We start from the raw sequence: 24,077 nt of genomic DNA, 5'->3' as shown, positions 1-24,077 counted from the left end.
GCCCCACCCTCATCACAAAGAGGAGACGTCTCCCACACAAAAAGCTCCGGCCGACCCTGACGCTACGCAAACTGCGCGCACCAAGGTCGGCCGGAGCTAATGGATTCGCAAAGACATTAGACTAACGCAGAGATGCGCTGCAGGTACTTCATCAGCTTATCGGTGGCTTCATCTTGGGCCGCCTCAGCACTGTTGAAGGCCGCGACATCCAAGTCCGCTGGGGCATCCCCGAGGCTGGCCGTCATTGCCTGACAGCCCGCCACAAAATCCGCGTAAGTGTTTTTCAGCAGCACATGGTTGCCCATCAGGCGCGCCGGGGCAGCCAAGGACGCCAGTTTGTCGCTGAGCCCGGCATACACCGCCGTGCCGGCTGTGAAGGCCGTCTTGGTCTCAGTATAGGTCTCGGCATCAAAGGCCTGTTCGGTACCTGCGTCAATCGCACTGCGCAAGGCCTCAAACAATGGGCTAAGCACCTCTTGCTGAGCTTCGGTATCCTTCATCACTTTGTCGATTGTGGTGCCATAGTGCATCATTTTGAGCTGATTTTTATTCATGTCAGAACCTCCAGCCAAAAGTTTACGCCTTTTTGACGTGGCGCTCCACCAATTTGACCAGCTCGACAATGATGATCATCAAGAGGCCCGCGCCAAGCACCAGCGCCCACTGGAAGCCATCCAGGCTCGTCACATGGAACAGCGAGTTGAAGCCCGGCACGAGGATGGTCACGGCCAGTAGCAGGAACGACACCAAGATTGCCCAGTTGAAGGCCTTGTTGCGGAAGGCGCCAACTGTGAATAAGCTTTGGTGAATGGACTTGACGTTGAAGGCATGGAACAGCTGAATCAGCCCCAGCGTTGCGTACGCCATGGTCAAGGCGTCTGCGTGAATCGCGGCGCTGCCTGTGTGGACCGGCCAGGTAATGCCGACAAAATAGACACCCAGGGTCAGGAGCCCTTCCAGCATCCCCTGCCAGATCACGGCTGGCCCGACGCCACCGGAGAAGAAGTTCGAGGCACGGCCACGCGGTTTTTGCTTCATGATTCCGGGTTCGGTCGGTTCAACGCCCAATGCGATTGCCGGAATGGTATCGGTCACCAGGTTGATCCAAAGAATGTGGACCGGCGCAAGGATGTCCCAGCCCAGCATCGTCATCATGAACAGCGTCAAGACTTCCCCAAGGTTGGCCGACAACAGATACTGAATCGCCTTTTGAATGTTGGAAAAGACTTTGCGCCCTTCCTCCACGGCGACCACGATGGTACTGAAGTTATCGTCAGCCAGCACCATGTCCGACGCCCCCTTGGACACTTCCGTCCCGGTGATGCCCATGCCGATGCCAATGTCGGCGGCTTTAAGGGCCGGCGCATCATTGACGCCATCGCCAGTCATGGCAACGACCTTGCCGCGTTTTTGCCAGGCATTGACGATGCGGACCTTATGCTCTGGCGCCACCCGGGCATACACGGAATACTTCACGACATTTTTTTCAAATTCGGCATCACTTTGCTGGTCGAGCTCGGCCCCGGTGATCACCGCGGCGTCATCGCCAGGTTCAATGATTCCAAGCCGGCCGGCGATCGCCTCGGCGGTATCCTGGTGGTCCCCAGTGATCATCATCGGGCGAATGCCTGCAGCCTTGGCTTCCGCCACCGCTTGGGCAGCTTCTGGGCGTTCCGGATCGATCATGCCGACCAAGCCGGCGAAGATCAGGTCTTGCTCGATGGTGTCCGTGTTTACTGGGTCCGGAATGGCATCAATGATCTTGTAAGCCATCCCGAGTACCCGCAACGCCTGCTTGGCCATGCCGGTGTTCGCAGTCAACAGTGCCTGTTTACGGTCCTCATTCAGATCTGTGACGATGGTCTCGTCGACGATCTGCGTGGTGCGCTTGAGCAGCTGATCCGGCGCACCTTTTGTGGCCACGAAGAAGGTCCCGTCGCCGAGGTCATGCACGGTCGACATCAGTTTGCGCTCGGAGTCAAACGGCACCTCCGCCACGCGCGGCATGTTGGCCAATTCGGCGTCGATGTTATAGGCGTGCGCCTTGCCAAACGCGACCAGCGCCGTTTCGGTCGGATCCCCGAGCATTTTGCCATTTTCTTGGATCTTGGTGTCGTTGGCAAAATTCATGATCTGCATCAGCGGATTGGCGCCTTCAACGCCAGCCTTCGCGTCATGCAGCGTGCCATCGTACCAGGTCTTTTCAACGGTCATCTTGTTTTGGGTCAAGGTGCCGGTTTTATCCGAGGCAATGATATCGGTGGACCCCAGCGTCTCGACGGCAGGCAACTTGCGGACCAGCGCGTTACGCTTCGCCATTTTCTGCGTGCCAAGGGCCAAGATGATTGTGACAATGGCGGGTAACCCTTCCGGAATCGCAGCCACCGCCAGCGAGATCGCAGTCAAAAACATTTCCGGCAAGCTGGCTGCCTGGCGCCACATCCCAACGGCAAACACAATCGCCGCAATAATCAAGATCATCACCGTCAGCTGTTTGCCCAACTGGCTGAGGTTCTCCTGAAGCGGGGTGCTGGTCTCTTTGGCCGAGTTGATCATGCCGGCGATGCGGCCGACCTCGGTCTGCATCCCCGTCGCCACGACGACACCGGTGCCGCGGCCATACGTGATGTTCGAATTCATGAACGCCATGTTGGTGCGATCGCCGATACCAACTTCATTTTTCGAGATGACCGCGGTGTCTTTTTCAACTGGCACGGATTCGCCAGTCAATGCGGACTCCTCGATCTTCAGGTTCGCGCTTTCGATCAGGCGCAAGTCGGCCGGTACCACATCGCCAGCCTCAAGCAACACGATGTCCCCCACGACCAATTCGTTCGACGGAATCGTGAGCACCTCGCCGTCGCGCAACACATGGGCATTCGGCGTCGCCATTTTCTGTAAGGCATCGATTGCCTCTTCGGCTTTGCTTTCCTGGAAAACACCGAAGATTGCATTGATGATGACCACAGCCAAAATAATGCCGGCATCGGCCCATTCATGCACCACCAGCCCCGCGATCAGCGCGGCCGCCAGCAGCACAATGATCATAAAATCCTTGAACTGGTCCAAAAAGCGCTGGGCAAGCGTCTTTCGTTTACCCTGCGCCAAGCGGTTGGGGCCGTTGGTCGTCAGGCGGGTCTGCGCCTCGCCTTTCGTCAGGCCGCGGGCGATGTCAGATGACACATCCGCCACCACGGCCTCTGGGGTCTGGGCATAAACAGGTTGATCGGTCAATTGAACTCCTCCTCTGGGTGGTCGCTTGGTTGCGCCACCGTTCTTTCTAGCCATCAGGGCCGCCTAGCGGTAAAAAAAGAGACTCATGCCTGCACATGCAGACATAAGTCTCACTAATTAAGACAACACCAGATTAACTCTCTAGTTGGTGGCGTTGCCGCGGTTAGACCGCTAGTTACTCCCTTATGCGTTATGGACATTATAACGGACTGACACGGGATGCACAAGATGGCCGCGGCGGAAATATGACGTGCTGGCCCTGTTGCAGGCTTTCTAGAGGCACCGGTTACTTCCAGAAATCATCAAACACTGTGATCGGCAGGTGGCGCTTGTGTTGCGTGCGCTGATACCAGCCCTCGATCGTCTCGGCCGCGTTCACCTCGATGTCTTTGCCTTCCAGATAGTCATCGATCTGGCGGTACGTGACTCCCAATGCGACCTCATCAGGAAGCGCCGGCCGATCCTCTTCAAGATCCGCAGTCGGGGCTTTTTCATAGAGATGCGCTGGGGCGCCAAGCGCCTGCAACATTGCGGCGCCTTGCCGCTTATCAAGCCGACTGAGCGGTGTGACATCGGCACCGCCATCGCCGAATTTGGTGTAAAAACCGGTCACAGCTTCGGCAGCATGATCTGTCCCGATCACCACGCCATTGGTCGCCCCGGCAATCGCATACTGGGCGATCATGCGGGCACGGGCCTTGATGTTACCTTTATTAAAATCGGAGATCTGCAGGCCATTTGCGGTCACGGCGGCCGTCATGGCATCCACACTGGCCTTGATGTTGACGCGCATCGTCTCATCGGCCTTCATGAAGTCGATGGCGGCCATGGCATCCGCTTCATCCGCTTGTTCGCCATAGGGCAGGCGGACGGCGATGAAGCGAAGTTCCTGCTGGCCCGTTTCCGCGCGCAATTCGGTCACCGCGCGTTCCGCCAAGGCCCCGGCCAAACTGGAATCCTGGCCACCGGAGATGCCCAGCACATAGGTCTTCAATCCAGGATAGCGCCGCAAATACGCCTTCAGAAAATCGACACTGCGACGAATCTCCGTCTGCGGATCGATCGTCGGCTGCACCTGCAAGGCCGCGATGATCTCTGCTTGTTTTTCTCTCATAGAATTTGCCTCCATTGATGATCGACGCAACACCTAAGCGCGATGCTGGTTGACCTTCGCGCGGATCTGATTTATCAGATTCATCTTGTTGTCCCATGCTTTTTGCGACAGATCGACGGGGTAATCTTGCGGATTGAGGACGCGGGTATATTCATCCCACAAAGAATCCACACTGTGCATCCCAAATTCGCGGATGTCGGTCAGCGCTGGCAACTGATAAACCAGCTTGCCGTGATCAAAGATTGGCTGAAGCACCGGCCGCGCGTCAAAATCCGTCACGGTTTTATTAATGTACGGATAATTGGGATGGAACATATACAGGGAGTCGAGTTCGCGCGGATCTTCATCCGCCAAGGCGATCCAGTCGCCTTCTGACTTGCCGTTGCTGTGGCGGGTGATGCGCCAGACCTGCTTTTTGCCAGGCGTGGAAACCTTTTCGGCGTTGCTGGACAGCTTGATGGTGTCGACCATCTCACCATTTTCATCCTCAATCGCGACCAGCTTGTAAACCGCACCCAGAGCCGGGTGGTCATACGCGGTGATGACCTTGGTGCCCACGCCCCAGGTATCGATCTTGGCGCCTTGCATCTTCAAGTTCTGAATGGTGTTTTCATCCAGGTCGTTTGACGCGATGATTTTCACATCTGGGAACCCGGCTTCATCAAGCTGTTGGCGAACGCGCTTGGAAATATAGGCCATATCGCCCGAATCGATGCGCACGCCTTGGAAGTTGATTTTATCGCCCATTTCACGCGCCACGCGAATCGCGGCCGGCACGCCAGAGCGCAAGGTGTCATAGGTGTCGACAAGGAACGTGACATCGCGGTTGGCTTCGGCATAGGCCTTGAACGCGGTGTAGTCATCGCGATACGCCTGCACCAAGGCATGCGCATGGGTACCGGAGATTGGAATCCCGAAGACTTTGCCGGCGCGGACGTTTGAAGTCGCATTGAAACCGCCAATGTAAGCTGCCCGGGTGCCCCACATCGCCGCCTCAGTTTCCTGAGCGCGACGCGTGCCAAATTCCATCAGCGCGTCATCGCCGACAACTGCGCGGATGCGCGCCGCCTTGGTGGCCACCAATGTCTGATAATTGATCATGTTCAAGATCGCCGTTTCAACCAGTTGGCACTGCGCCAGCGGACCTTCGACTTGGAAGATCGGCTCATTGTTGAAGACAAGGTCGCCTTCCACCGCCGAGCGCACCGAGGCCGTGAAGCGCAGGTCGCGCAGATATTGAATGAATTCCGGCGGATACGTTGTTGTCGTTTGCAGGTAAGCCAGATCGGATTCGGAAAATTGCAGGTGGGTCAGGTAATCGACCACGTGCTCCAAACCCGCAAAAACAGCGAAGCCACTGCCAAATGGAAGGTCGCGGAAATAGCATTCAAACACAGCATTTTTTTCCGCAATGCCTTGTTTCCAGTAAGTCCACATCATATTTAGTTCATAAAAATCGGTATGAAGCGCTAATCCATCGTCTGGATAAGTCGTCATGATCATTCTCCTTAGGCTACTTGTGAGCTTGGCGTTCAGCGCGCCGCTGCTTTCTGACAGCAAAAACAAATTGCGGCAGGACCATCATCCGGCCGAGTCGACTGGGTTGTTTGATGAGCCGATACAACCATTCAAGATGCGCGCGCTGCATCCAGCTTGGCGCGCGCTTGGCGACGCCGGCCAGCACATCAAAGCTCCCGCCGACCCCCATCAACAAGGCATGTGGCAGCTGCGCGCGCAATTGGGTCAAAAATTGTTCCTGTTTGGGCGCCCCCAGCGCGGCAAACACCATGTCCGGGCGCGCAGAGGCCACCGCCTCAATGACGCTGGTGTCGGTCAGGTCGAAATACCCATCGCGGGCTCCGGCCAGGACCAGTTGCGGATACGTGGCCTGCACCTTGGCCGCGGTCTGGGCAATCACCTCGGGCTTGGCGCCGATGAGGAAAACGCGAAGGTGCTTCTCATTGGCCAGCCCCAGCAAGTCCACAAGCAGGTCGTAGCCAGTCACGCGTTCCGGCAGCGGCCGACCCAGCATCGCGGCGCCTTGCACGACCCCGATGCCATCTGCGGTGACCAGCTCCGCCTGCTTGACCAGCGCGGAAAAATCGGGATCGCGCCGCGCCTTCATCACGATCTCCGGATTGGCGGTGACCACAAATGTCCCTTCACGCGCCGCGAGTCTGTCCGCGATCCGGGCCAGAATCTCCTGCTTTGTGCCGGCGTCAAACGTCACGCCAAGCACCTCGATCTTTTTCACACCCTCACCCACCTTGGTCGCCCGCCACGCACGGGGCTATTTGTGAAATATTATACCAAATTCAGCGGGCAAGCTCACCTTTTCTGCAAGGAGTTAGGAATACTTTGGGATACCCCGGGCAATCTCGCGCGGATACCCAGCTATGATATACTGATGCATGGAGGTGCAAAGATGAAAAAAACTATTTTACTAGCCGTCGCGGCAACGTTGATCGTCACACTTACAGGGTGTCGGCAAAACGACAATGGGCTTGCGTCGACAAAGAGTCAGCTGACCAGCGCCTTGACGGAAAAGAACTATCAACAGGCATGGGGATTGAGCCAGGCCGTACAAAACTCGGACAGCTCAGCGAAAAACAAGGCGCGGACCACCCAGCTCAAACATTTCGTCGCAGCAGAGACCGCAATCGCCCAAGAAGCCTTTGACACCGCCACAGATCAGTTGAACGCGGTGGTCGCCACAAAAAACGGCAACGCCAAGCTCATTGCTCAGGCGACGAGCCGGCTCAAAACAGTCAAAAATTACCAGGACAATATCGCCATCGCCAATAAAACCCTGACGAATGCTGAAGCGGCACTGACCCAAGACACAGCCTCGCTGACCAAAGCTCGCGACGCCCTTGCAACTTTGAAAAAAGCGCCATACACTGCCGCCCCTTATCAGACCCTGTACAGCCAGATTCTTAGCCTCGATACCAAACTGGCTGAGGCCCAAACATCCGCCCAGACAAAGGCTTCATCCTCACCGACAAGCAACGGAGCCAGCGATAGTCAAAGCGGTACCACCGCAGGCTCCTCAACAGATCAGAAATCTGGTAGTACCAGCACCTTGGATATCACGGCCGCGGACATCACTACTGCCCGCCAACAGATTCGGGCATTGGGTGAAAATCCTGTTTATTTCAGCGATAACGATGTGCGCGCCGTCATTCAGCACATGCGAATCGCCGGCCGCACCACGATCATCAAAGACGATCTTCCTTGATCGAATCGAATCAAAAAGCGATGCATGGCAGTCGACAACCGACTGTCATGCATCGCTTTTCCTTTCTTTTGCCTAGCGTTCCAGGAAAAATTCAAACCGTTCGCCCACATACTGGGTCCGGACATATTCAAACGGCCGGCCGTCCTGCAGAAGCGAGATCTGGCGCAAGCGTAAAATTGCCTCACCGCGCTTGATGTCGAGGTATTCGGCGATGCGCTCACTGGCCAGCATGGCGGAAACAGTCTGGGACGCGCCGCCAATGTGGAAGCCACCTTTTTTCTCCAAGGCGTGATAAAAGGACTTGGTCACTTCGCTTTTACTGAAATCCTTGACGAGATCATACGGCACCGTGGCGACCTCAAAACAGATCGGCACCTCATCGGCAAAGCGAATCCGCTCCATCCGCAAGATCTGATCGCCATCGTTCAACTTCAACTTCTCACTTTCGGACAAAGACGGCTTGGCGACATGATACGAGATCGTTTTGCTCGAAGGGACTTTGCCCTGCGCGAGCATGAGGTCCGTGAAACTCGTGACCCCGGACACCCGCTCCTGTACCTTCTGGTTGGCGACATAGGTCCCAGCTCCGATGCGGCGCTCGAGAATGCCTTCATCCACCAGCGTCTGAATCGCCTGCCGCAGCGTCATTCGCGAAACGCTGAACGACTGGGCGAGGTCGCGCTCAGAGGGGATACGATCACCGATCTGCCACTTGCCTGCCTCGATGTCCTGCCGGATCTGATTATGAATCTGAATATAGACTGGAGATTCCACTGCGCTCGTCCTTTCCTACTTGCTCTGCTGATTACCTGTCCAGTATAAATGGTATAGACCAACAAAGCAAGCACCGTTGTTGACTCACTTAATCACTCTCATGATCTTTGGCGATCGTTGCGTCGACCCCGGCCACCGCCGCCGTGGAAAAGCCATGCGCCTCCATTGCCAAAATGCCTTCGACCGTCGTGCCGCCAGGGCTGGAGACCTTATCGATCAAATCAAACGGACTTGCCTCGCTTGCCAGCACCATTTGCCCGCTTCCGGCCAGCATTTGTGCGACGATCTCAGTGGCCGTTTGCTTGGTCAAGCCGTGCTTCACGCCGGCCCGCGCCAACGCGTCGATGAAGAGATAGACGAAGGCCGGGGCACTGCCTGCCAGCGCGCCAAATGTGGCAAAATCCGCTTCTGGCAACTCGGTCAACCCGCCAAGTGGGGAAAAGAGATCGATCACCTGCTGGGCCTGCGCCGCCGCGACCTGGTTGAGCGCATAGGCCGTCATCCCCGCGTCGATTGCGACGTTGAGGTTTGGCATCAAGCGCACCAGCGGCAAGGCGGCATCCCCCAACAATGTGGCGAGTTTTTCCAGCGAGACTCCTGCCATCAAAGAGATGATCATGGGGCGATGTGCCTGCACCGCCTCTGCGATCTCAGCAGAGACCGAGGGGGCCAGGGTGGGTTTGACCGCAAGAATCACGATCTCACAGCTAGCGGCCACCGTCGCGTTATCCGGCGCGACCTGCAGGCCATGTGCCTCGGCGTATGGCTGAAAATGCGCGGCGTGCCCGCCGTGAACTAGGATGGTGCCTGGCGTCAGGGCCTGCGCCTTGAGCAAGCCCTCGATGATGGCCTGGGCCATGTTGCCCACGCCGATAAAGCCGAGTTTCATAGACATTTCCTCCAATGACGACTGACGGGCCAAGCAGTCCGCTGCGAAAGATAAAGTTTGCGCCCAGGTTTTAGCGATGCGCCTCAAACCAATCGGCGATTGCATTCAGGCGGGCGATGCGCAAATGCGGCATGCCAGACCGCGACAACTCGTGGTTCGAGCCAGGGAAGCGCATGAATTTCGTGTCAACGCCGTGCATTTTCAAGCCCGTGTAGAACTCTTCGCCTTGCCCGATCGGACAGCGCTGATCTTCTTCGCCGTGCAGCACCAGGGTCGGCGTCTTGACGTTGGCGATGTACTTTAGCGGGGAAAAATCCCACAGCGTCTGCACGTCTTCCGTGTCGCCCGACCAGGTGCCCTGCAATTCCCACGGCGTGAAGTAATAACCGATGTCCGAGGTGCCGTAAAAACTGATCCAGTCTGAGATGGAGCGCTGGGTCGCCGCCGCCTTGAACCGATTCGTGTGGGTCACGATCCAGTTCGTCATGAAACCGCCATATGAGCCGCCGGTGACATACACATGGGTCGGGTCGATCTGTGGATCCAGCCGCAGCGCCTCATCCACCCCGGTCATCAGATCTTGATAATCATCTTCGCCGTAATGCTGGATGACGGCCGCCGTGAACGCTTGCCCATAGCCGGCCCCGCCGCGCGGATTGAGGCAGATCACGCCGTAGCCTTTGCCCGCCAGAAACTGCATCTCATGGAAGAACGTGTCGCCATAACCTACCTGCGGGCCGCCATGAACATACAGAATCGCAGGATGCTTTTCAGCGCTGGCCGTGGCAGGGGCATAATACCACCCCTCGATGTTGAACTCGCCGCGGTCAAAATTGAACTCCTCAGGCGCCACCAGCGCATGCGAATTTTCATAGCGCGTGTTCGGGTCGGCCAGCAGTGTCTCGTCTTCGGTGATCAAGTCAAAATAGCGCAGTTGGCTTGGGACAACGGGGTCGCTGCAGGTAAAAATTAGGCCGTGTCCATCCGGGGTCAGTACCCAATCCGTGATGTGCCGGTCGCCGCCCAAGAGCACGTGAAGCGGCTCATCCGGCCCGCCGACATAAAGGCTCGCGCGGCCATGGTCAAAGCCGGTCGTCACATAATAATCGCTAGTCGCAAAGGCGGCGCCGCGACCGGACAGCCCGCGCTGAATATCGCCAGTGATCATCCCGGTGATGTCCAGATCGAGGTCCGTGGTTGTATCCGTCAGCTCGCCCGTCGCAAGGTCGGCGTGCCAGAGATGATTTTGCTGCACATTCGGCAGTCGGCCTTCATTGCCAAACAACAAGAGTTGGGTGCCATCCGGACTGAACGTCAATGCCTCCAGCGCGCTTTGCGGGGCCTCAAGCGCCAACAGTGTCACCTTGCCTGTGGCCAGATCAAACAGACCCACCTGCGAGCCAAAATTCTTGTCATCTTTTTCATCACGGCCAAGCGCCAAGGCAATCATGTCGCCTGTCGGAGAGACTGCGGCCAAGCCGAAGCCGTCTGGGTTGGTGTACAGCGTCTGGCCTGTTTTGTTGGTCAGCACCTGTTGCTTCAGTGAGCTTGTCAGCCCTTCCGGCAACACGCCGGCGCCGTTGAGCTTGTACTGCGCCTTGGTCACTGTTTTCACAGCCGGCCGCTTTGGGTCAGGCTTCGCCGGCGTCGTCTGAGTCTGGTAAAAAATAGAGGCATCATCGGCCGCCCACAGAAAAGCGCCAACCCCTTCTTTTTCATGGGTCAGCTGGCGCGCCGAGCCGCCGTCTGTCGCCTGCACGAAGACTTGGGTGTGGCCATCCTTGTCCTGGCTGAGGAAGCCAAGCGTCGTTTGGGAACGGTTCAGCTGTGGGGCGTGGTCGTGTTGCTGGTCGTGGCCAAATGGCAGCTGACGGCGTGTGGCACGGTCCAGCTTCCGCAGCCGCGAGTAATAGGTATTGTCCGTCTCATCTATCCAATTTTCCTGATAAAAAATCGTCTGCCCGTCGCCCTGCGGCTGGCTCAACGTCTTGATCTTGAAGATATCGTCTGCTTGTACGTTCATCGATATCGCCTCCTGAATAATCTATAGTTAGCGTATCTTTTGGCCAGGGGCGTGTCAATCATGCGTCTGCCTATCATCTCGGCCGATGATACCGTATACTTAAGAGGATCAAGAAAGGATGGAGCACATGAAAGTTAGGAAAGCCGTCATCCCGGCAGCTGGCCTCGGGACCCGTTTCTTGCCCGCCACCAAAGCGCTCGCGAAGGAAATGCTGCCGATTGTTGACAAGCCAACGATTCAATTCATCGTCGAAGAAGCCAAGGCAAGTGGAATCGAAGATATCCTCATCATCGAGGGTAAATCCAAGCGTTCGATCGAGGATCATTTCGACTCGGCCCCTGAACTCGAAGCCAATCTTGAAAGCAAAGGGAAAACTGACCTGCTCAACCTCGTCCACCAAACCACCGATATCGGCGTAAACATGTTTTTCGTGCGCCAGCCTTACCCACGTGGGTTGGGCGACGCGGTGCGCCTAGCAAAATCGTTCATCGCTGGCGAGCCATTTGTCGTGATGCTCGGCGACGACCTGATGAACGATGAGGTCCCGTTGACCCAGCAGTTGATCAACGAATACGATAAGACCCACGCCTCGATTCTTGCGGTCAAAAAAGTGCCGCACAAGGATGTCTCTTCCTATGGTGTCATCGACCCCGGCAGCGAAGTCGCCCCGAATCTTTACAACGTGCGCAAGTTTGTCGAAAAGCCGGCGGTCAAGGATGCCCCAAGCGACCTGGCGATCATTGGCCGGTATCTTCTAACGCCTGAGATCTTTGACGTGCTTGAACACACCAAACCCGGCAAAGGCAATGAGATTCAGCTCACCGATGCCATCGACACCCTCAACCAGACCCAGCGCGTCTTCGCCCATGTGTTCAAAGGCGAGCGCTTCGATGTCGGCAACAAGGCCGGCTATGTTGAGACCAATATTGAATACGGCCTGACGCATCCGGAAGTCAAAGACGAGCTGCGGGCTTATATTTTGGAGCTAGCTGATCGACTAAAAAAAGAGCAAGCTTCATCAAAGTAACAAAGAAAGGGACGATACACTGCGTGGTTGCAACTGCAGTGTGTCGTCCCTATTTGATTCAGCGAACCACAACGGCCATTTTCCGAGCATTGTAGATGCGCGAGAAAGTCGTCAGTGGCAGCCAATATTTGCCATCGATTGGATCGGATACGTACACCGTTCCTGCTGTTTTATTGAACCCAGCCAAAACAACGGCATGGTTATTGTTGGGGACCCGACCAAATGGCCACTGCGCCCAGGCTGGTGTGGCAAAGTGAATCGTGACATAGGCGACCACCGGATTTCCCTTTTCGACCTCTGCAAGTAGCTCATTGACCAAAGACCCAGAAATATCTGCGACATCCCCGAACTGACGACCCCATTTTGCCAGTGGTGCAGCAAAAATCGCCGTGTATTGACCGCTCGAGACAAATGGACTACCGACGAATCCCGCATATGGGGAACTCGCCTTGGGAATCAAGGATAAGAACTGGCGCGGGGAATAATTCAAGGCGTGTCGCTTATACTTGAGGGCTTCCAGCAAAGAAACGCCTTCACAGCCTTCCGGAATGCCATTTGCGTACTGGCTGTAATTGACGACATCCAATTTTTTGTACAACAGGACCGGGTCCTTGACGCAGCTCGCATTCAGGTAGCCGACCCAGACCCCATTAACGGTGTAGAGCGAGTAATACGTGCTACCATTAAAGTGCTGATAAAAGCATTTTGCCAGCAGCGTTTGCCCGTAATAAGTACTGGCGGCCCCTTTTTTGACCCAGGTAAAATTTCGCCACAGGGAAGCGGTCTTTGAGTTGATCACGACTTTCTTCGCAGGCATTGCGATCGGCGCCCCTTGTTGGCCATCCCCGACCCGCAACGCGGTCAGATTGACGATACCGACAAAGCCACCATTATTGTTATACAGCGAAGCAAACGTGCTGCCATTGAAGCCATGATGGAGATATCTGATTTGGAACGTCTTTTGATAATTCGCGGCCGTTGTACTTATTTTCACCCAATCGAAATTCCGATATAACGTGAAGTTGCGACTGCTGATGGTCGCATATTGATCGACCGCCAGTCCCGCGCCCCAGACGCCACTTCCCGCCTGAAGTGAGGTGAGCGGCGCATAGCCTACCCACTGATTTGTATTGTCATACAGTGAGGCATAGGTTCGCCCATTGAAGTGGTGATAAAGCCCCCGAGAGCGAAGCGTCTGATGATAATATTTCCCAGCGGCATTGAGCACGACGCCATCAAAATTACGATAGAGCGGCGTGTCATCGATCACCGTCAGATAATCGGTGCGCATCTCTGCCCGTCCCTGCGGCGCGTCAGTGACTGCCACTGTCAGCGCGTTGATGTAACCAATCACTTGGCCTGCAGCATTGCGCAACCGATAATACTGACTGCCATTTGAGATAGTTCCAACTTGGTCGATCTTTAAGGTCTGATTCAAATAAGTTCCGGCCGATTGAGAAACCGAAAAAGTCAGGTCTACCCAGATCTTGACCCCGGCCGAAATGATGGTTGCATAGCCAGTTGCAGGCTCATAGGTTGGCGCATCAGCAGCAGGTTCCGTGAGATTTGGTTGATCTGGGGTGACTGAAGACGCGGCCGGCTGTGAAGTTGAAGCGTCTGACGCCGTCTGACCGCTCGACGCCTCAGATGATTGAGCTGATTGGCTGGTGTGAGTAGCCGATTTCTGCGCCGACTGGTCTTGCACTGTGCTTATTGGCTGCTTGGTCGCGTTCGTCTCGTCTGTCGATGGTTTGGTCGCAGTGTCGGAAGGCGCTGAGGCGCCATTACCTGTTTCAACCTGGGTGCTCTCATCTGTAGTCGTTCCGGGTTGCTGAACGTTCTTCTGTTCGATTCCAGTGTCCGGGTTTGACGGCGACGGTTCCGCCGAGAGTGCCGGATTGCTTGATTGACTGCCCATCGCCGTCCCTGTTTTGGCGGCAAGCACAGTCTGGGCAGCCTGAACTGGTACCGGTAAAACAGCGCCAACTAAGCTAAGCACACATGCAACGCTGAGCGCGACCGTTCTTCGTTTTGATCTAACCAATTTATTTAACTCCTCGCTTTATTGGAAGGGTCTGGCGACTCGACTGACCCAGTTACGATGACTATTTTTAATGGGCGCCACCATAACTTTCGGCGGCCACGCTTCGATGACCTGGTCATGCCCGAGATAGATCGCAACATGCCACACCAGCCCAGTTCCTGGCTCCTTATAGAAGATCAAGTCGCCACGCTGGCGTGCACTGTAGGCGACCGTCTTGAATTTACTGCTGGCCGCTAACAGCCGTGAGTTCCATTCATTGCCAGGTTGGGCATGCTGAATCGAGGACACTGGTACTGGGCTGATGCCCGCGGCGTAAAGTGCCTGCATCACCAGTCCTGAACAGTCCACCCCATATGAGGGCGTGGACGAGGCCCCTACCATATATGGGTTGCCTAGATACTCATAGGCGGCAGCAATTATCGCTTCAATGTGTTCAGAGCGGTCGTTATACCACTGCGCTCCAAGGGGATGAACATAACGATCCAGACTCGTCCACAGTGAGGCGCTTAACCCAAGTTTTTTCCAGGTGGCAAGATCGACCACCCCATTCGCGGGCAGTCCATGGCTTGCTTGGAAGCGGCGGACTGCTGCAACGGCAGCCACGCTCATGTTATTGTAGCTGCGACTCAGGCCCAACTTACCGAGTACGAGCCAGGTCTTCACACCTTCATAGCTATAGCCTAGATTATAGCCGATCTGACCGACCGGCTGAATCTTGTCATAAAGAACTTGGAACACACCGGCGGGATTTTGATACGGCAAGACTTCATAGGCTTGAGTGCGCCGCACCCAGCGATTGATCCCAATCTTGAACCACATTTCATTTTTGAATACGCTGCGATTGGAAAAAGTCGGAATCGTTTTCGTGCCCAAGGTGTCAACTCGGTGCCCACCAGGCGCATCATACACAGTGGCCGACTTGCCTGCATAGGTGCGAACGCGATTGCGTTTAATACTCGTCGTATACCCACGCGATTTATTAGAAACAGTCAACGACAGGTAGATATCATTCGACCACAACCCATTCGTCAATTGATACCACATCCGCGAGCCGATCAATCGCGCACGCTTTGTCCTGAGACGTGTTCCGTTCGTGTAAAGTGTCGCAGCTTTCTGGCCATTGGGGGAAGTCCAAGTGCTTGCTTTATTGCCGGTAGGAATCGCCACATAAACATAACTGTTGAAAGCCGCACCAAAGGCCGTCTTCAGCAGATCAGAAGTCGTCGCCGCCGCATTCACATAACCGGCCCATTTGTCTTGGCTGTCATAAAGTGAGTAATATGTACTGCCATTGAGATGGTAAAATGCACATTTTGCCGTCAGCTGCGCATCTTGATACTGCGTGGCTGACGCGAGCGGCGTCCAGGAAAAATTGCGCCAAAGTGTGGCCTTCGTGTTGGTCAAAACAACTGGGATATTGACCGAACGCGGCGCACCCTGGGGACCAGCGCCTGCTTTTGTCGCAAGTCGGTTAACGATACCAATATAACTATCAGCCGCATCGTACAAGGACAGATATTCTGATCCATTGTAAGCACGGTGGCTGTAGCGAACATGATACGTCCGATCCACATAGCTAGCGGCGCTGGCTTTCTTTGTCCAGAAGTCTCGATATAACGAAAACCCAGAATTCGTGAGCGTGACATAACTGTCTTCACTCAGGCCTGAGCCCAGATTGCCTGAGCCCTCTTGAACGGCCGCGGAGTCAAAATAGCCCAACCACTGACCCATTTTATTATAGAGGGAGTAATAGGCTTTCCCGTCAAAACGGTAGTACAAGCGTTTTGCAAGAAGTGTCTGATGCAGGTAGGACCCTGTCGTGCTGACCGGGGCGCTATCAAATCCTTGATAGACTTCCAAATTGTCGGCAGTGACCGTCAGATACCGGGTGACTGCAAGTGGGGCACCTTTCGAGGTGGTCGCGCGCTGCGTCAGCGTCTCGTTCAGATAGCCAAGACGTTGGCCATACCGATCATAAAGTTCCAGATAACGCGAGCCGTTGGCAATCGTTTTTACCGAGTGGACTGCCAACGTCCGATGGTAGACGGGTGCGGCACTCACGGAGTCGTCAAAATCGAGCGACTGCCAGATCCTTGCCGTTTTCGTCATTACCGTCGCGTACCCCTGAACCGCGTCGTTGCTTTCAGTCGCTGCTAAGACGCGGCGTCCCGGTTGCGGCAAGGGCATTGTGATCACGACCAGAACACTCACCAGACTGCCCCAAAACAACTGCCAGCGCTGACGCGTCCTTCTTTCAAACCCAATTTGATTCATATTTGCTTCCCCTTGTAACAACCCAATTGTCTTACTTTTGCTGCGGATACCCGTATTATAGATGAACCAATTTACCAGTTCAAAATATAAAGCCGGCAGTTATTTGATCTCTCGCGCAATATACAACGGCCGCTGCTTCGTCTCAAGGTAGATCTTCCCGATATACCGGCCGACGATGCCCAGCGCAAACAGCTGCAGACCGCCAATCATCAAGAAGATCGAGACCATGGACGGCCAGCCAGGCGTCGGGTCACCGAACAGAAGCGCCCGAATGACGATAAACAAGAGCGCGATGCCTGCCCCAATAAAGCTGGCGAACCCGATCCAAGACACAAAGGTCAAAGGCGCCTCCGAAAAATCGATCAACCCATCGATCGAATAGCGAAACAGGCTGCGAAACGACCAGGAGGATTCGCCGTGCTTGCGAGCCACATTTTGATACGGAATGTATTGTGTCCGAAAGCCGACCCAGGCAAAGATGCCCTTGGAAAAGCGGTTGCGCTCCGCCAGCGACAAAATGGCGGCCACAACCGCGGGCGTCATCACGCGAAAGTCCCGGGCGCCAGGCACGATCTGCGTCGCAGACAGGCGGTTGATGATCCGGTAAAAGAGATTACTGAAAAACGAGCGGATCTTCGGCTCACCGGTGCGGTCCACGCGCTGGGCACCCACCATGTCGTACCCCGCCTCGATACCGGCGATCATCTTGGGCAACATTTCCGGCGGGTCCTGGAGATCGGCATCCATGATCGTATACAGGTCGGCCTTCGCGTTGCACAAGCCCGCATACATCGCGGCTTCCTTGCCAAAACTCCGGGAAAAATCGATATAGTGGACTGCCTCATCGCTGGCCTGCAACTGATGAATCGCAGCGAGAGTCGCATCGGTCGAGCCATCATTGATGAACCAAAAAAGCGGCTGTTCCTGACGCGTTTGAAACACGTCAGAAACGGCGCGGTAGATCAGCGGCACGTTTTCCTCTTCATTTCGACATGGGATGATGATCGCGATCGTTTTGCGCATCTGATCGGCTCCTTTCTTCCTGGCTCGACTGCTTTGGGGACGCGCCGAACACAAAATGGACACTGAGTAAATAATTGAGAATCACCACGATGACCTGGGTCACAAGCTTCGCGGTGAGGTCACTTGTCCGAATGCCTTGAACAAGCCCAATCATACACCCCATATCGATGACAAGTGAGACGCCTCGGGCAAGAAAAAACCGGCAAAGTTGAATCGACGTGGATTCTTTTTGCGCAACGCTTCCCGTGAAGACCCAGCGGCGATTGGTCTCAAACGCGAACCAGACAGATAGCACCCAGGCAACCAGATTCGCCACCAGGTAATACCAGTGCAGCCAGTTTGTCCCAAGCCAAAAGGCCGCGATGTTGACGAGGGTCGTGAGCCCGCCAAAGACGAGATAGAAAATGATCTCTTTGAGTTTTGCCTTAACGCGCTGCGATTGCCAGTTGATAGCGAGCCTCCTGCCTTGGCACTGAGCCAAAAGCGAATCGGGTGAGCATATAGAAAAAGCGAATGCAGATGCATTCGCTACGATGGAGGATCTAGGATTCGAACCTAGGAACCCGAAGGAACGGATTTACAGTCCGTCGCGTTTAGCCTCTTCGCTAATCCTCCAAAACGTGACCTAAGTCAACGTTAATCAGTGTACAGGGATTTCACGAAAGAATCAATAGAAAGAACAAGGCTGCGGCGCCGAGTACTTAGGCGGGACTAGGTCTAGATGTCCCTACCCGCTCGGCGGAGCCAAACTATTTGGGAAGAAGGTTGCAAGATGCCAACGTGACTGGGCCTTGCAGCCTTACACATCCAACACCACCAGCGTCTTTTCCCATTCCGTGAAGAAGTCATGGCTTTGCCACTCAAACCGGCGTCGCATGCCATAGCCGACCGGTTGGTGATAATAAGTGACGCCATCCAGCTGCCAAGGCGTATCGCGCTTGTGTAAATGACCAAACGCCGCCGCCCACACACCATATCGCGCAAGCAAGGCGCCGAGCTGCGCGGACCCCATCAACGCGGTCGCCATTTGCCACATGCGATGCCCGGTGAAATAGATATACGCGGGATGCGGGACAAAATGCGTGAGATACAGCACCCTTTTTCCTTGAGCGGCGAGCAGCGCTTGCTCAGTCGTGGCCAGCACCCGCGCCATGCGCTCACGGTCGCTTACCGGCTGGGGAATCTGGCCATCGATCCAGTAGGCCCGCTTCCAGGTGGCATAGGCGGCATCGCTGCGCTGCGGGGGTTCGGCAAGGGAATAATCATACCACCCATTATTGCCGATCACGACGGTCTCGTTGCCCGGAATGCGCAGCGTTTTTTCATGCAGATAAAGCGGGTCGACGTCCGATTGCGCCTCTTCATAGGAAATGCCGTTCACCAGGTCGTGGTTGCCCGCGATGAACCGGACCTGCGCGGCGGTGCCAAGTGCTTCTTGCAGCCGGCGAAAATAGGCCAGCGTCTTGCCAAAATCGTTGTAGGTATCCCCTGCATTGAGATACAGGGCGACCCCTCGCTTGACCAGCAGTTCCGCCTGGCGCGGAATCAGCTCATGTTCGTCGACTTTGTTGATATCGAGATGATCATCGACGCTGATCGCAATACGCATGCCCGCCGCCTCCTTGGTAAAAGTACCGTCATTCTAACACGACAGCGAGGCGGCGACCAGCGATGTTAATTGACGCCGGCCATTAATTTTTCAATGCGCGGCGACAAGAGCCACAGCACAACCGCGAAGACGGCTGTCACAATGGCGATCACGGCAAAATAGGCGATCTCCGTTTGCGGCGTGTACCAGCGAACGATCTGCGCGTTCACCGCCTGCCCGGCCGCATCGGCGAGGAACCACATGCTCATCATCTGCGAGGAAAAGGCTTTGGGCGCAAGCTTCGTGGTGACGGACAGGCCGACTGGCGAGATCAACATTTCAGCGACCTCGACGATCGCCCAGGACAGCACTAGCCACAGCGGCGAGACTTTTTCATAGGGACCAAATAGCGCGACTGGCGCGACCATCACCAGATACGACAAGGCGGTGAAGATCAAGCCGTAGACGAATTTTTTCGGCGAGCTGGGCTGGCGCTTGCCAAGCCGCACCCACAGCAGCGCAAACAGCGGGCCATACACGAGAATGAAAAATGGGTTGAGCATCTGGAACCAACCTGGCAGAATGTGGAAACTGCCAATGTTCAGCCGCACCTGGGTGTTCGCAAACGTGGCGAGGACCGCCGAGCCTTGCTCTTCGATCGCCCAGAAGATCACCGCCGCGATGAACAGCGGCACATAGGCCCAGACCCGCGAGCGTTCGACTTTTGTCACCTTTGGACTGGTCAGCATCATCACAAAATAAACGACCGGCACGGCCACGGCGATGATTGTGATCAGTAGAATCACATTTTCGATGGTCAAGCCGTGAAGCCCTGCCATCGCCGCCAGCACGACCACCAGCGCAGCCAGGCCCAGGCCGACTTTTTTCAGTAGTGGCCGCAGTTCTTCTGGCCGCAATGGATCAGGCGCCAAGTTGTCGATCGGATTGATCGTCTTTTTCCCGGACCAGACGTAATAGATCAAACCGATACACATGCCGATCGCCGCAAGCGAAAAACCGGCGTGAAAATTGACCTTATCCTGCACCCAGGCCACGATCAGCGGGGCCAACAGTGAGCCGAAGTTGATGCCCATCACGAAAATGGAAAAGCCAGAATCGCGGCGAATATCTTCCGGCGCGTAAAGGTCGCCCACCATTTCCGAGACGTTCGGCTTGAGCAGCCCGGTCCCCAAAACGATCAACGCGATGGATACGAACAACCCGGTTGCGGCTAGCGGCAAAGCAAGCACAATGTGGCCGAACATGATCAGCACACCGCCCCAAAAGACAGTCTTGCGCGGGCCAAGCAGACGATCAGAGACAAACCCGCCGATCGTGCTGGCCAGATAAACCAGCGAGCCGTAGATCGACATGATCGACAAGGCGGTCGGCTTATCAAACCCGAGGCCCCCTTCGCTGACGGCGTAGTAGATGTAATAGATCAAGATGGTACGCATGCCGTAGTAACTGAACCGTTCCCAGAATTCAGTGAGCGACAGGGTCAAGAGGCCGCGCGGATGGCCCATGAACTTTTTTGGCGATTGTTTAGACATGAGAAGCTCCATTCTAAGATGCCTTAGCACCGGATTTTCCTTAAAAAACACATGTTAAAATTATAGCCGCATTTCACTGGGACCGCAATTTACATGAGTTTTATTGCCATTTAACAACCGCTATCAAAAGAGAACTCTAATCTCAACCAAACGTTTCTTCATTTTTAATCAAAAAAGCCAGTCGGTGATTGTCGTGATCACTGACTGGCCCCTGCGGCTATTTGCCGTTCCGTTGCTTATAATAATCTTTGAAGGCTTGTGGTAGCCGATTATTGAAATGCTTTTTGGCAATCGCGCTTGTCTGATCGACAAATTTTTTGATCGCCTTATCATACGCGCTTTGGCTTTTCCCCTGCATTTTCGCCAGGGCGTCATTGCTGAGTTTGACATACTCGATCAAGGTCTTGGTCAGCGCAGGCTCAGTCTGATTGCCTTCAAGCTGGGCGCGCGTGGTGGCAAGCGTCTGCTGACTCTGTTTCGCCAAGTCATTGACTTGTTGGCCGCCCTTGCCATCCGCCGCAGCGGTGATCGGATCGATCACCGCCTGAGCCGTTGAGTCGAAACGCTGCTCGAGCTCATTTCTGGTATACTTTTTCTTAGTGACGACCACCTTCGTCGAACTGCTACTAGAACTACTTTCAGCCGACTGCTGAGTCGTGTTTGCGCTACAGGCGCCCAATCCTAAGATCAGGGTCAGCACCAGCGCGGCGCGTTTTATTTGTTGCATGTGATCCCTCCGCTCATATGAAGTCGATTATACACCAAAGGAGATGACCTCGTTTTGGCGCTTTGGCACCTTATGTTTCATAAACCCGCATTTGACATCCGCCAAGTCAAACACTTGGTGTGGTACATCGATCGTCAAGGCAATTATGGCGGCTTTCCCGTTTCACACATCGGGCTCGTCCGCGACACCGATGAGATCAGTTACGTCGATATGGCGTTCGTCCAGGAAGTCGGGCTCACGCAACCGCTATTTGAACAAATGGTCAAATACATCTTCGTGATCACCGCAGGACTCGAGGACGCCCCGCGACCGCTGTATTTCGCAGTCATGCAAAAAGACCTGACTGAAATGAAAGTCGATTATTACACCTACCCCGACCACAGCATCGACTTAATCTTTTGGCAACATCTCAAGGATGTGCCGCATGTCGATCTGCCGAAGTTGCGGTTCAAAAACTAACGCAGTAGTGGCGATAAACGCGTCCGGTCGAGTCGGCTGGCGCGTTTTTTGCTTGCCGCAGAGATGAAAAAAGCTCCCGAAGTACCACTTCGGGAGCAAGGGTGGTCCAAGGGTGGTCAATGGCTGCTGTGTCACCGGTGCGCTGGGCCTTTGCGGCATACTTGACGGGTTACCCGGTCGTGTTCAAGATGGCCTCTAGATAAGGCCAAGAAAAATGAGCGTCGCAGTCCGCGTATGCGATTGGCTTGCTAGTCCTCCTCTTTGACGACGACCTTGTTATCCACCACGCTGCGCCCTGTCGCATAGTCATACCGGATACCATTTTGCACGTTGAAAATATACACATTGAAATCGAGGTCGCCATCTGTCGTCAAGGCACGCAGCCAGTAACCACGCGGCATGAGCTCGTTGCCGCGAAAGACCGTGGTGACCTCATAAATCAACTTCTCCCCACTGGCGATTGCATCGCGTGCCTGTTGCTCATAGGGTTGCATTAGGACCTGATTCGCGTATTCGGTCTGGCTGGCAAGATTTTTCGGATTATCACTAGAGCCCATGTTACCAGACGCGTATTGCCCGTCGTTGTTCAGGTTGCCTGAAAGCGTGTAGGCGATCAGATGCCCGCGGTTCTGTCGATTGACCTGCTTGCCATCGACATAGCTGGTTCGATTATGCCATCCCGTTGGCTGCCACGTCTGGCGGGGCCGACCGGCAGACTTGATCAGTGTCTGCCGGTTTAGATAGCCGATATTCGTCGTTGTCCGGTTGAGTTGATCGAGATTTCCATACACAATGCGCGGCCCATTCCAGGTGGCAGCGTCAAGGCCGCTCTTATTCTTTGCGAGCTCGATCACCGGCTCACTATTATTTTGATAATCGAGTTTGGCGAGGTAAGCGTACTCCTCTTTATCGCTTCGGTTCTGCGTTTGCCCTGTAGTCGCAGTCGTGCCGGCCGGTGCGGCATTTTGCGACCCGCCCGAATTCAGAAGGTGCGCCCCGCCGCCGACCAACGCCATGATGATGACCACTGCCAGTCCAAGTATTGAATTCTGCCGCCCTTTACCCCGTTTTGCCATGATCTCTCCCCCAGAAATGATGCCCTGCATCAGGCATCGTATTTGTGCCCGCCCAAGTTGGCCTTGGGCTTATCTACTGTGCTTGATAGATTACGCAGACCCTTCCAGTCTCTGGTTGCGCAAAAAATTGTTTTTAACTGGCGTCTCGTTGACTGGTTGACCGGCTACGCAAGAAAAACGCGCATGTGGTCTACATCGCCTTGAACGCACACTTTTCCTCAACAGAGGTTGTCGCATTCACGATGTGTTTCTGAAAAGGTGGCCGCTTCCGTTTTTATAGTATCACAAAGGCGACAGCCGGCCATGTGTTACCGGGCTTTTCTAATAATGAAATCAACTGAAAAGCCTGGCGTACTCGTCCGACAACGCTGCTTTTCTCATGGAACTAAAAAGCCTGACCCACACGCGCAAAACGCCCTCAAAAAGGCCTTTACAGCATTTTGAGATTCCTGTATAATCATTCTTGTTGTTGCGACAACGAAATGCCGGCTTAGCTCAGTTGGTAGAGCATCGGTATCGTAAACCGAGGGTCGAAGGTTCGAGTCCTTTAGCCGGCAGCAGAGTTTTTCCCATGAGTGCCCCGAATGTTGATTGATCAGCATTCGGGGCACTTTTTGTTTGGCATGCTTCTGTCTTGTAGACAACAGGACTCTTCGATCCACAACTGCAACGTGTGTTTCAGCCCACACCGGCTGGGCGCTCGTAATCCTTTCCCAATGAGCGTGCTTCTGATGCTAGTCTTTAGCCTCAGAACAATGGCATTCGGTAACGCCGGTTTCGTTGCCTGCATCAATTTCTGTTCGATGCGCCTTCACCCGGATCATCTGCAGTGAAAATTTGCAAACAAAAAAGCCAACCTCGAAAGGCTGACTTTGTTAGCTCCGGTTGTCAGGCTCGAACTGACGACAACCTGATTAACAGTCAGGTGCTCTACCAACTGAGCTAAACCGGAATAAAGCGCGGCGGCTTCCTACCCTCGCAGGCAGTTACCCACCAACTACTCTCGGCGTAGAGAAGCTTAACTTCTGTGTTCG

At 54.9% G+C, this 24,077-nt stretch carries 19 protein-coding genes and 3 tRNA genes; 4 read left to right on the top strand and 18 right to left on the bottom strand.

All coding sequences use genetic code 11. The features are described 5' to 3' along the window. Positions 1–116: 116 nt before the first annotated feature. The 5 genes from EKM95_RS08725 to EKM95_RS08705 all read right to left on the bottom strand — a co-directional run bounded on the left by EKM95_RS08725 (position 117) and on the right by EKM95_RS08705 (position 6,602). On the bottom strand, positions 117–554 hold the full coding sequence (locus EKM95_RS08725) for a hypothetical protein (protein ID WP_125697551.1): 438 nt from the start codon (positions 552–554) through the stop codon (positions 117–119). A 22-nt stretch (positions 555–576) separates the two neighbouring features. Further along, a complete protein-coding gene (locus tag EKM95_RS08720; protein ID WP_125697549.1) occupies positions 577–3,234 on the bottom strand; it encodes a cation-translocating P-type ATPase in 2,658 nt (885 codons plus the stop codon). Positions 3,235–3,520: 286 nt separating this feature from the next. After that, positions 3,521–4,348 (bottom strand): ammonia-dependent NAD(+) synthetase, encoded by an 828-nt coding sequence (gene nadE / locus EKM95_RS08715; RefSeq protein WP_125697547.1) that lies wholly within the window; start codon positions 4,346–4,348, stop codon positions 3,521–3,523. 33 nt (positions 4,349–4,381) lie between these two features. After that, positions 4,382–5,845 carry a nicotinate phosphoribosyltransferase gene (locus EKM95_RS08710; protein ID WP_125697545.1) on the bottom strand — a complete coding sequence of 488 codons (1,464 nt, stop codon included), beginning with the start codon at positions 5,843–5,845 and terminating at the stop codon, positions 4,382–4,384. Positions 5,846–5,861: 16 nt separating this feature from the next. Continuing rightward, positions 5,862–6,602: a WecB/TagA/CpsF family glycosyltransferase gene (locus EKM95_RS08705; protein ID WP_125697543.1), complete on the bottom strand. Its 741-nt coding sequence runs from the start codon at positions 6,600–6,602 to the stop codon at positions 5,862–5,864. A gap of 171 nt (positions 6,603–6,773) precedes the next feature. Here EKM95_RS08705 and EKM95_RS08700 point away from each other — a divergent pair, with 171 nt between their 5' ends. Then, a complete protein-coding gene (locus EKM95_RS08700; protein WP_125697541.1) occupies positions 6,774–7,586 on the top strand; it encodes a hypothetical protein in 813 nt (270 codons plus the stop codon). Positions 7,587–7,658: 72 nt separating this feature from the next. On the opposite strand, the gene EKM95_RS08695 is transcribed toward EKM95_RS08700, so the two are convergent. The 3 genes from EKM95_RS08695 to EKM95_RS08685 form a co-directional block, all read right to left on the bottom strand. Beyond that, entirely contained in the window at positions 7,659–8,360 is a 702-nt protein-coding gene (locus EKM95_RS08695) for a GntR family transcriptional regulator (RefSeq protein ID WP_125697539.1), read from the bottom strand. Positions 8,361–8,448: 88 nt separating this feature from the next. Beyond that, entirely contained in the window at positions 8,449–9,249 is an 801-nt protein-coding gene (proC, locus tag EKM95_RS08690; protein ID WP_125697537.1) for a pyrroline-5-carboxylate reductase, read from the bottom strand. Positions 9,250–9,319: 70 nt separating this feature from the next. Next, positions 9,320–11,272: an alpha/beta hydrolase family protein gene (locus tag EKM95_RS08685; RefSeq protein ID WP_125697535.1), complete on the bottom strand. Its 1,953-nt coding sequence runs from the start codon at positions 11,270–11,272 to the stop codon at positions 9,320–9,322. 127 nt (positions 11,273–11,399) lie between these two features. Between EKM95_RS08685 and galU the strand changes: the two genes are divergently transcribed. Beyond that, the gene (gene galU / locus EKM95_RS08680; protein WP_125697533.1) at positions 11,400–12,299 is read left to right on the top strand and encodes a UTP--glucose-1-phosphate uridylyltransferase GalU; all 900 of its coding nucleotides are present in this window, start codon (positions 11,400–11,402) and stop codon (positions 12,297–12,299) included. Between the two features lie 58 nt (positions 12,300–12,357). Here galU and EKM95_RS11850 read toward each other — a convergent pair whose 3' ends face one another. The 8 genes from EKM95_RS11850 to EKM95_RS08640 all read right to left on the bottom strand — a co-directional run bounded on the left by EKM95_RS11850 (position 12,358) and on the right by EKM95_RS08640 (position 21,508). After that, positions 12,358–14,298 (bottom strand): C39 family peptidase, encoded by a 1,941-nt coding sequence (locus EKM95_RS11850; RefSeq protein WP_225423265.1) that lies wholly within the window; start codon positions 14,296–14,298, stop codon positions 12,358–12,360. A 63-nt stretch (positions 14,299–14,361) separates the two neighbouring features. Beyond that, positions 14,362–16,617 carry a C40 family peptidase gene (locus tag EKM95_RS08670; protein ID WP_125697531.1) on the bottom strand — a complete coding sequence of 752 codons (2,256 nt, stop codon included), beginning with the start codon at positions 16,615–16,617 and terminating at the stop codon, positions 14,362–14,364. 99 nt (positions 16,618–16,716) lie between these two features. Further along, positions 16,717–17,640: a glycosyltransferase family 2 protein gene (locus tag EKM95_RS08665; RefSeq protein ID WP_125697529.1), complete on the bottom strand. Its 924-nt coding sequence runs from the start codon at positions 17,638–17,640 to the stop codon at positions 16,717–16,719. After that, a complete protein-coding gene (locus tag EKM95_RS08660) occupies positions 17,600–18,121 on the bottom strand; it encodes a GtrA family protein (protein WP_164510147.1) in 522 nt (173 codons plus the stop codon). Before EKM95_RS08660 ends, EKM95_RS08665 begins: the two co-directional genes overlap by 41 nt. A 53-nt stretch (positions 18,122–18,174) precedes the next feature. Then, a tRNA-Tyr gene (locus tag EKM95_RS08655) sits at positions 18,175–18,255 on the bottom strand. A gap of 184 nt (positions 18,256–18,439) precedes the next feature. Then, positions 18,440–19,249, bottom strand: coding sequence for a metallophosphoesterase (locus tag EKM95_RS08650; RefSeq protein ID WP_125697525.1), 810 nt, complete (start codon positions 19,247–19,249; stop codon positions 18,440–18,442). Between the two features lie 65 nt (positions 19,250–19,314). Continuing rightward, complete coding sequence (locus tag EKM95_RS08645) at positions 19,315–20,781, bottom strand: peptide MFS transporter (protein WP_164510146.1); 1,467 nt, start codon at positions 20,779–20,781, stop codon at positions 19,315–19,317. Between the two features lie 217 nt (positions 20,782–20,998). Then, positions 20,999–21,508, bottom strand: coding sequence for a hypothetical protein (locus tag EKM95_RS08640; protein WP_125697523.1), 510 nt, complete (start codon positions 21,506–21,508; stop codon positions 20,999–21,001). A gap of 72 nt (positions 21,509–21,580) precedes the next feature. Here EKM95_RS08640 and EKM95_RS08635 point away from each other — a divergent pair, with 72 nt between their 5' ends. Then, positions 21,581–21,967 carry a hypothetical protein gene (locus EKM95_RS08635; RefSeq protein ID WP_225423263.1) on the top strand — a complete coding sequence of 129 codons (387 nt, stop codon included), beginning with the start codon at positions 21,581–21,583 and terminating at the stop codon, positions 21,965–21,967. A gap of 248 nt (positions 21,968–22,215) precedes the next feature. Here EKM95_RS08635 and EKM95_RS08630 read toward each other — a convergent pair whose 3' ends face one another. Next, complete coding sequence (locus tag EKM95_RS08630; protein ID WP_164510145.1) at positions 22,216–23,043, bottom strand: DNA/RNA non-specific endonuclease; 828 nt, start codon at positions 23,041–23,043, stop codon at positions 22,216–22,218. A gap of 484 nt (positions 23,044–23,527) precedes the next feature. Here EKM95_RS08630 and EKM95_RS08625 point away from each other — a divergent pair. Then, a tRNA-Thr gene (locus EKM95_RS08625) sits at positions 23,528–23,600 on the top strand. A gap of 322 nt (positions 23,601–23,922) precedes the next feature. Here the strand turns inward: EKM95_RS08625 and EKM95_RS08620 are convergent. Continuing rightward, positions 23,923–23,995, bottom strand: a tRNA-Asn gene (locus EKM95_RS08620). Positions 23,996–24,077 lie beyond the last annotated feature (82 nt).

This window comes from Lacticaseibacillus yichunensis, from assembly GCF_003946405.1.
In the GTDB taxonomy this organism is placed as follows: Bacteria; Bacillota; Bacilli; order Lactobacillales; family Lactobacillaceae; genus Lacticaseibacillus; species Lacticaseibacillus yichunensis.
The sequence above is the reverse complement of the archived record's forward strand: the minus strand, read 5'-3'. Positions and strand labels throughout refer to the sequence as shown.

Coding starts and splice junctions, on each gene's coding strand:
- EKM95_RS08725 (WP_125697551.1), bottom strand. CDS start 554: ATGAATAAAAATCAGCTCAAAATGATGCACTATGGCACCACAATCGAC.
- nadE (WP_125697547.1), bottom strand. CDS start 4,348: ATGAGAGAAAAACAAGCAGAGATCATCGCGGCCTTGCAGGTGCAGCCG.
- EKM95_RS08710 (WP_125697545.1), bottom strand. CDS start 5,845: ATGACGACTTATCCAGACGATGGATTAGCGCTTCATACCGATTTTTAT.
- EKM95_RS08700 (WP_125697541.1), top strand. CDS start 6,774: ATGAAAAAAACTATTTTACTAGCCGTCGCGGCAACGTTGATCGTCACA.
- proC (WP_125697537.1), bottom strand. CDS start 9,249: ATGAAACTCGGCTTTATCGGCGTGGGCAACATGGCCCAGGCCATCATC.
- EKM95_RS08685 (WP_125697535.1), bottom strand. CDS start 11,272: ATGAACGTACAAGCAGACGATATCTTCAAGATCAAGACGTTGAGCCAG.
- galU (WP_125697533.1), top strand. CDS start 11,400: ATGAAAGTTAGGAAAGCCGTCATCCCGGCAGCTGGCCTCGGGACCCGT.
- EKM95_RS08670 (WP_125697531.1), bottom strand. CDS start 16,617: ATGAATCAAATTGGGTTTGAAAGAAGGACGCGTCAGCGCTGGCAGTTG.
- EKM95_RS08665 (WP_125697529.1), bottom strand. CDS start 17,640: ATGCGCAAAACGATCGCGATCATCATCCCATGTCGAAATGAAGAGGAA.
- EKM95_RS08650 (WP_125697525.1), bottom strand. CDS start 19,249: ATGCGTATTGCGATCAGCGTCGATGATCATCTCGATATCAACAAAGTC.
- EKM95_RS08645 (WP_164510146.1), bottom strand. CDS start 20,781: ATGTCTAAACAATCGCCAAAAAAGTTCATGGGCCATCCGCGCGGCCTC.
- EKM95_RS08640 (WP_125697523.1), bottom strand. CDS start 21,508: ATGCAACAAATAAAACGCGCCGCGCTGGTGCTGACCCTGATCTTAGGA.
- EKM95_RS08635 (WP_225423263.1), top strand. CDS start 21,581: ATGTTTCATAAACCCGCATTTGACATCCGCCAAGTCAAACACTTGGTG.
- EKM95_RS08630 (WP_164510145.1), bottom strand. CDS start 23,043: ATGGCAAAACGGGGTAAAGGGCGGCAGAATTCAATACTTGGACTGGCA.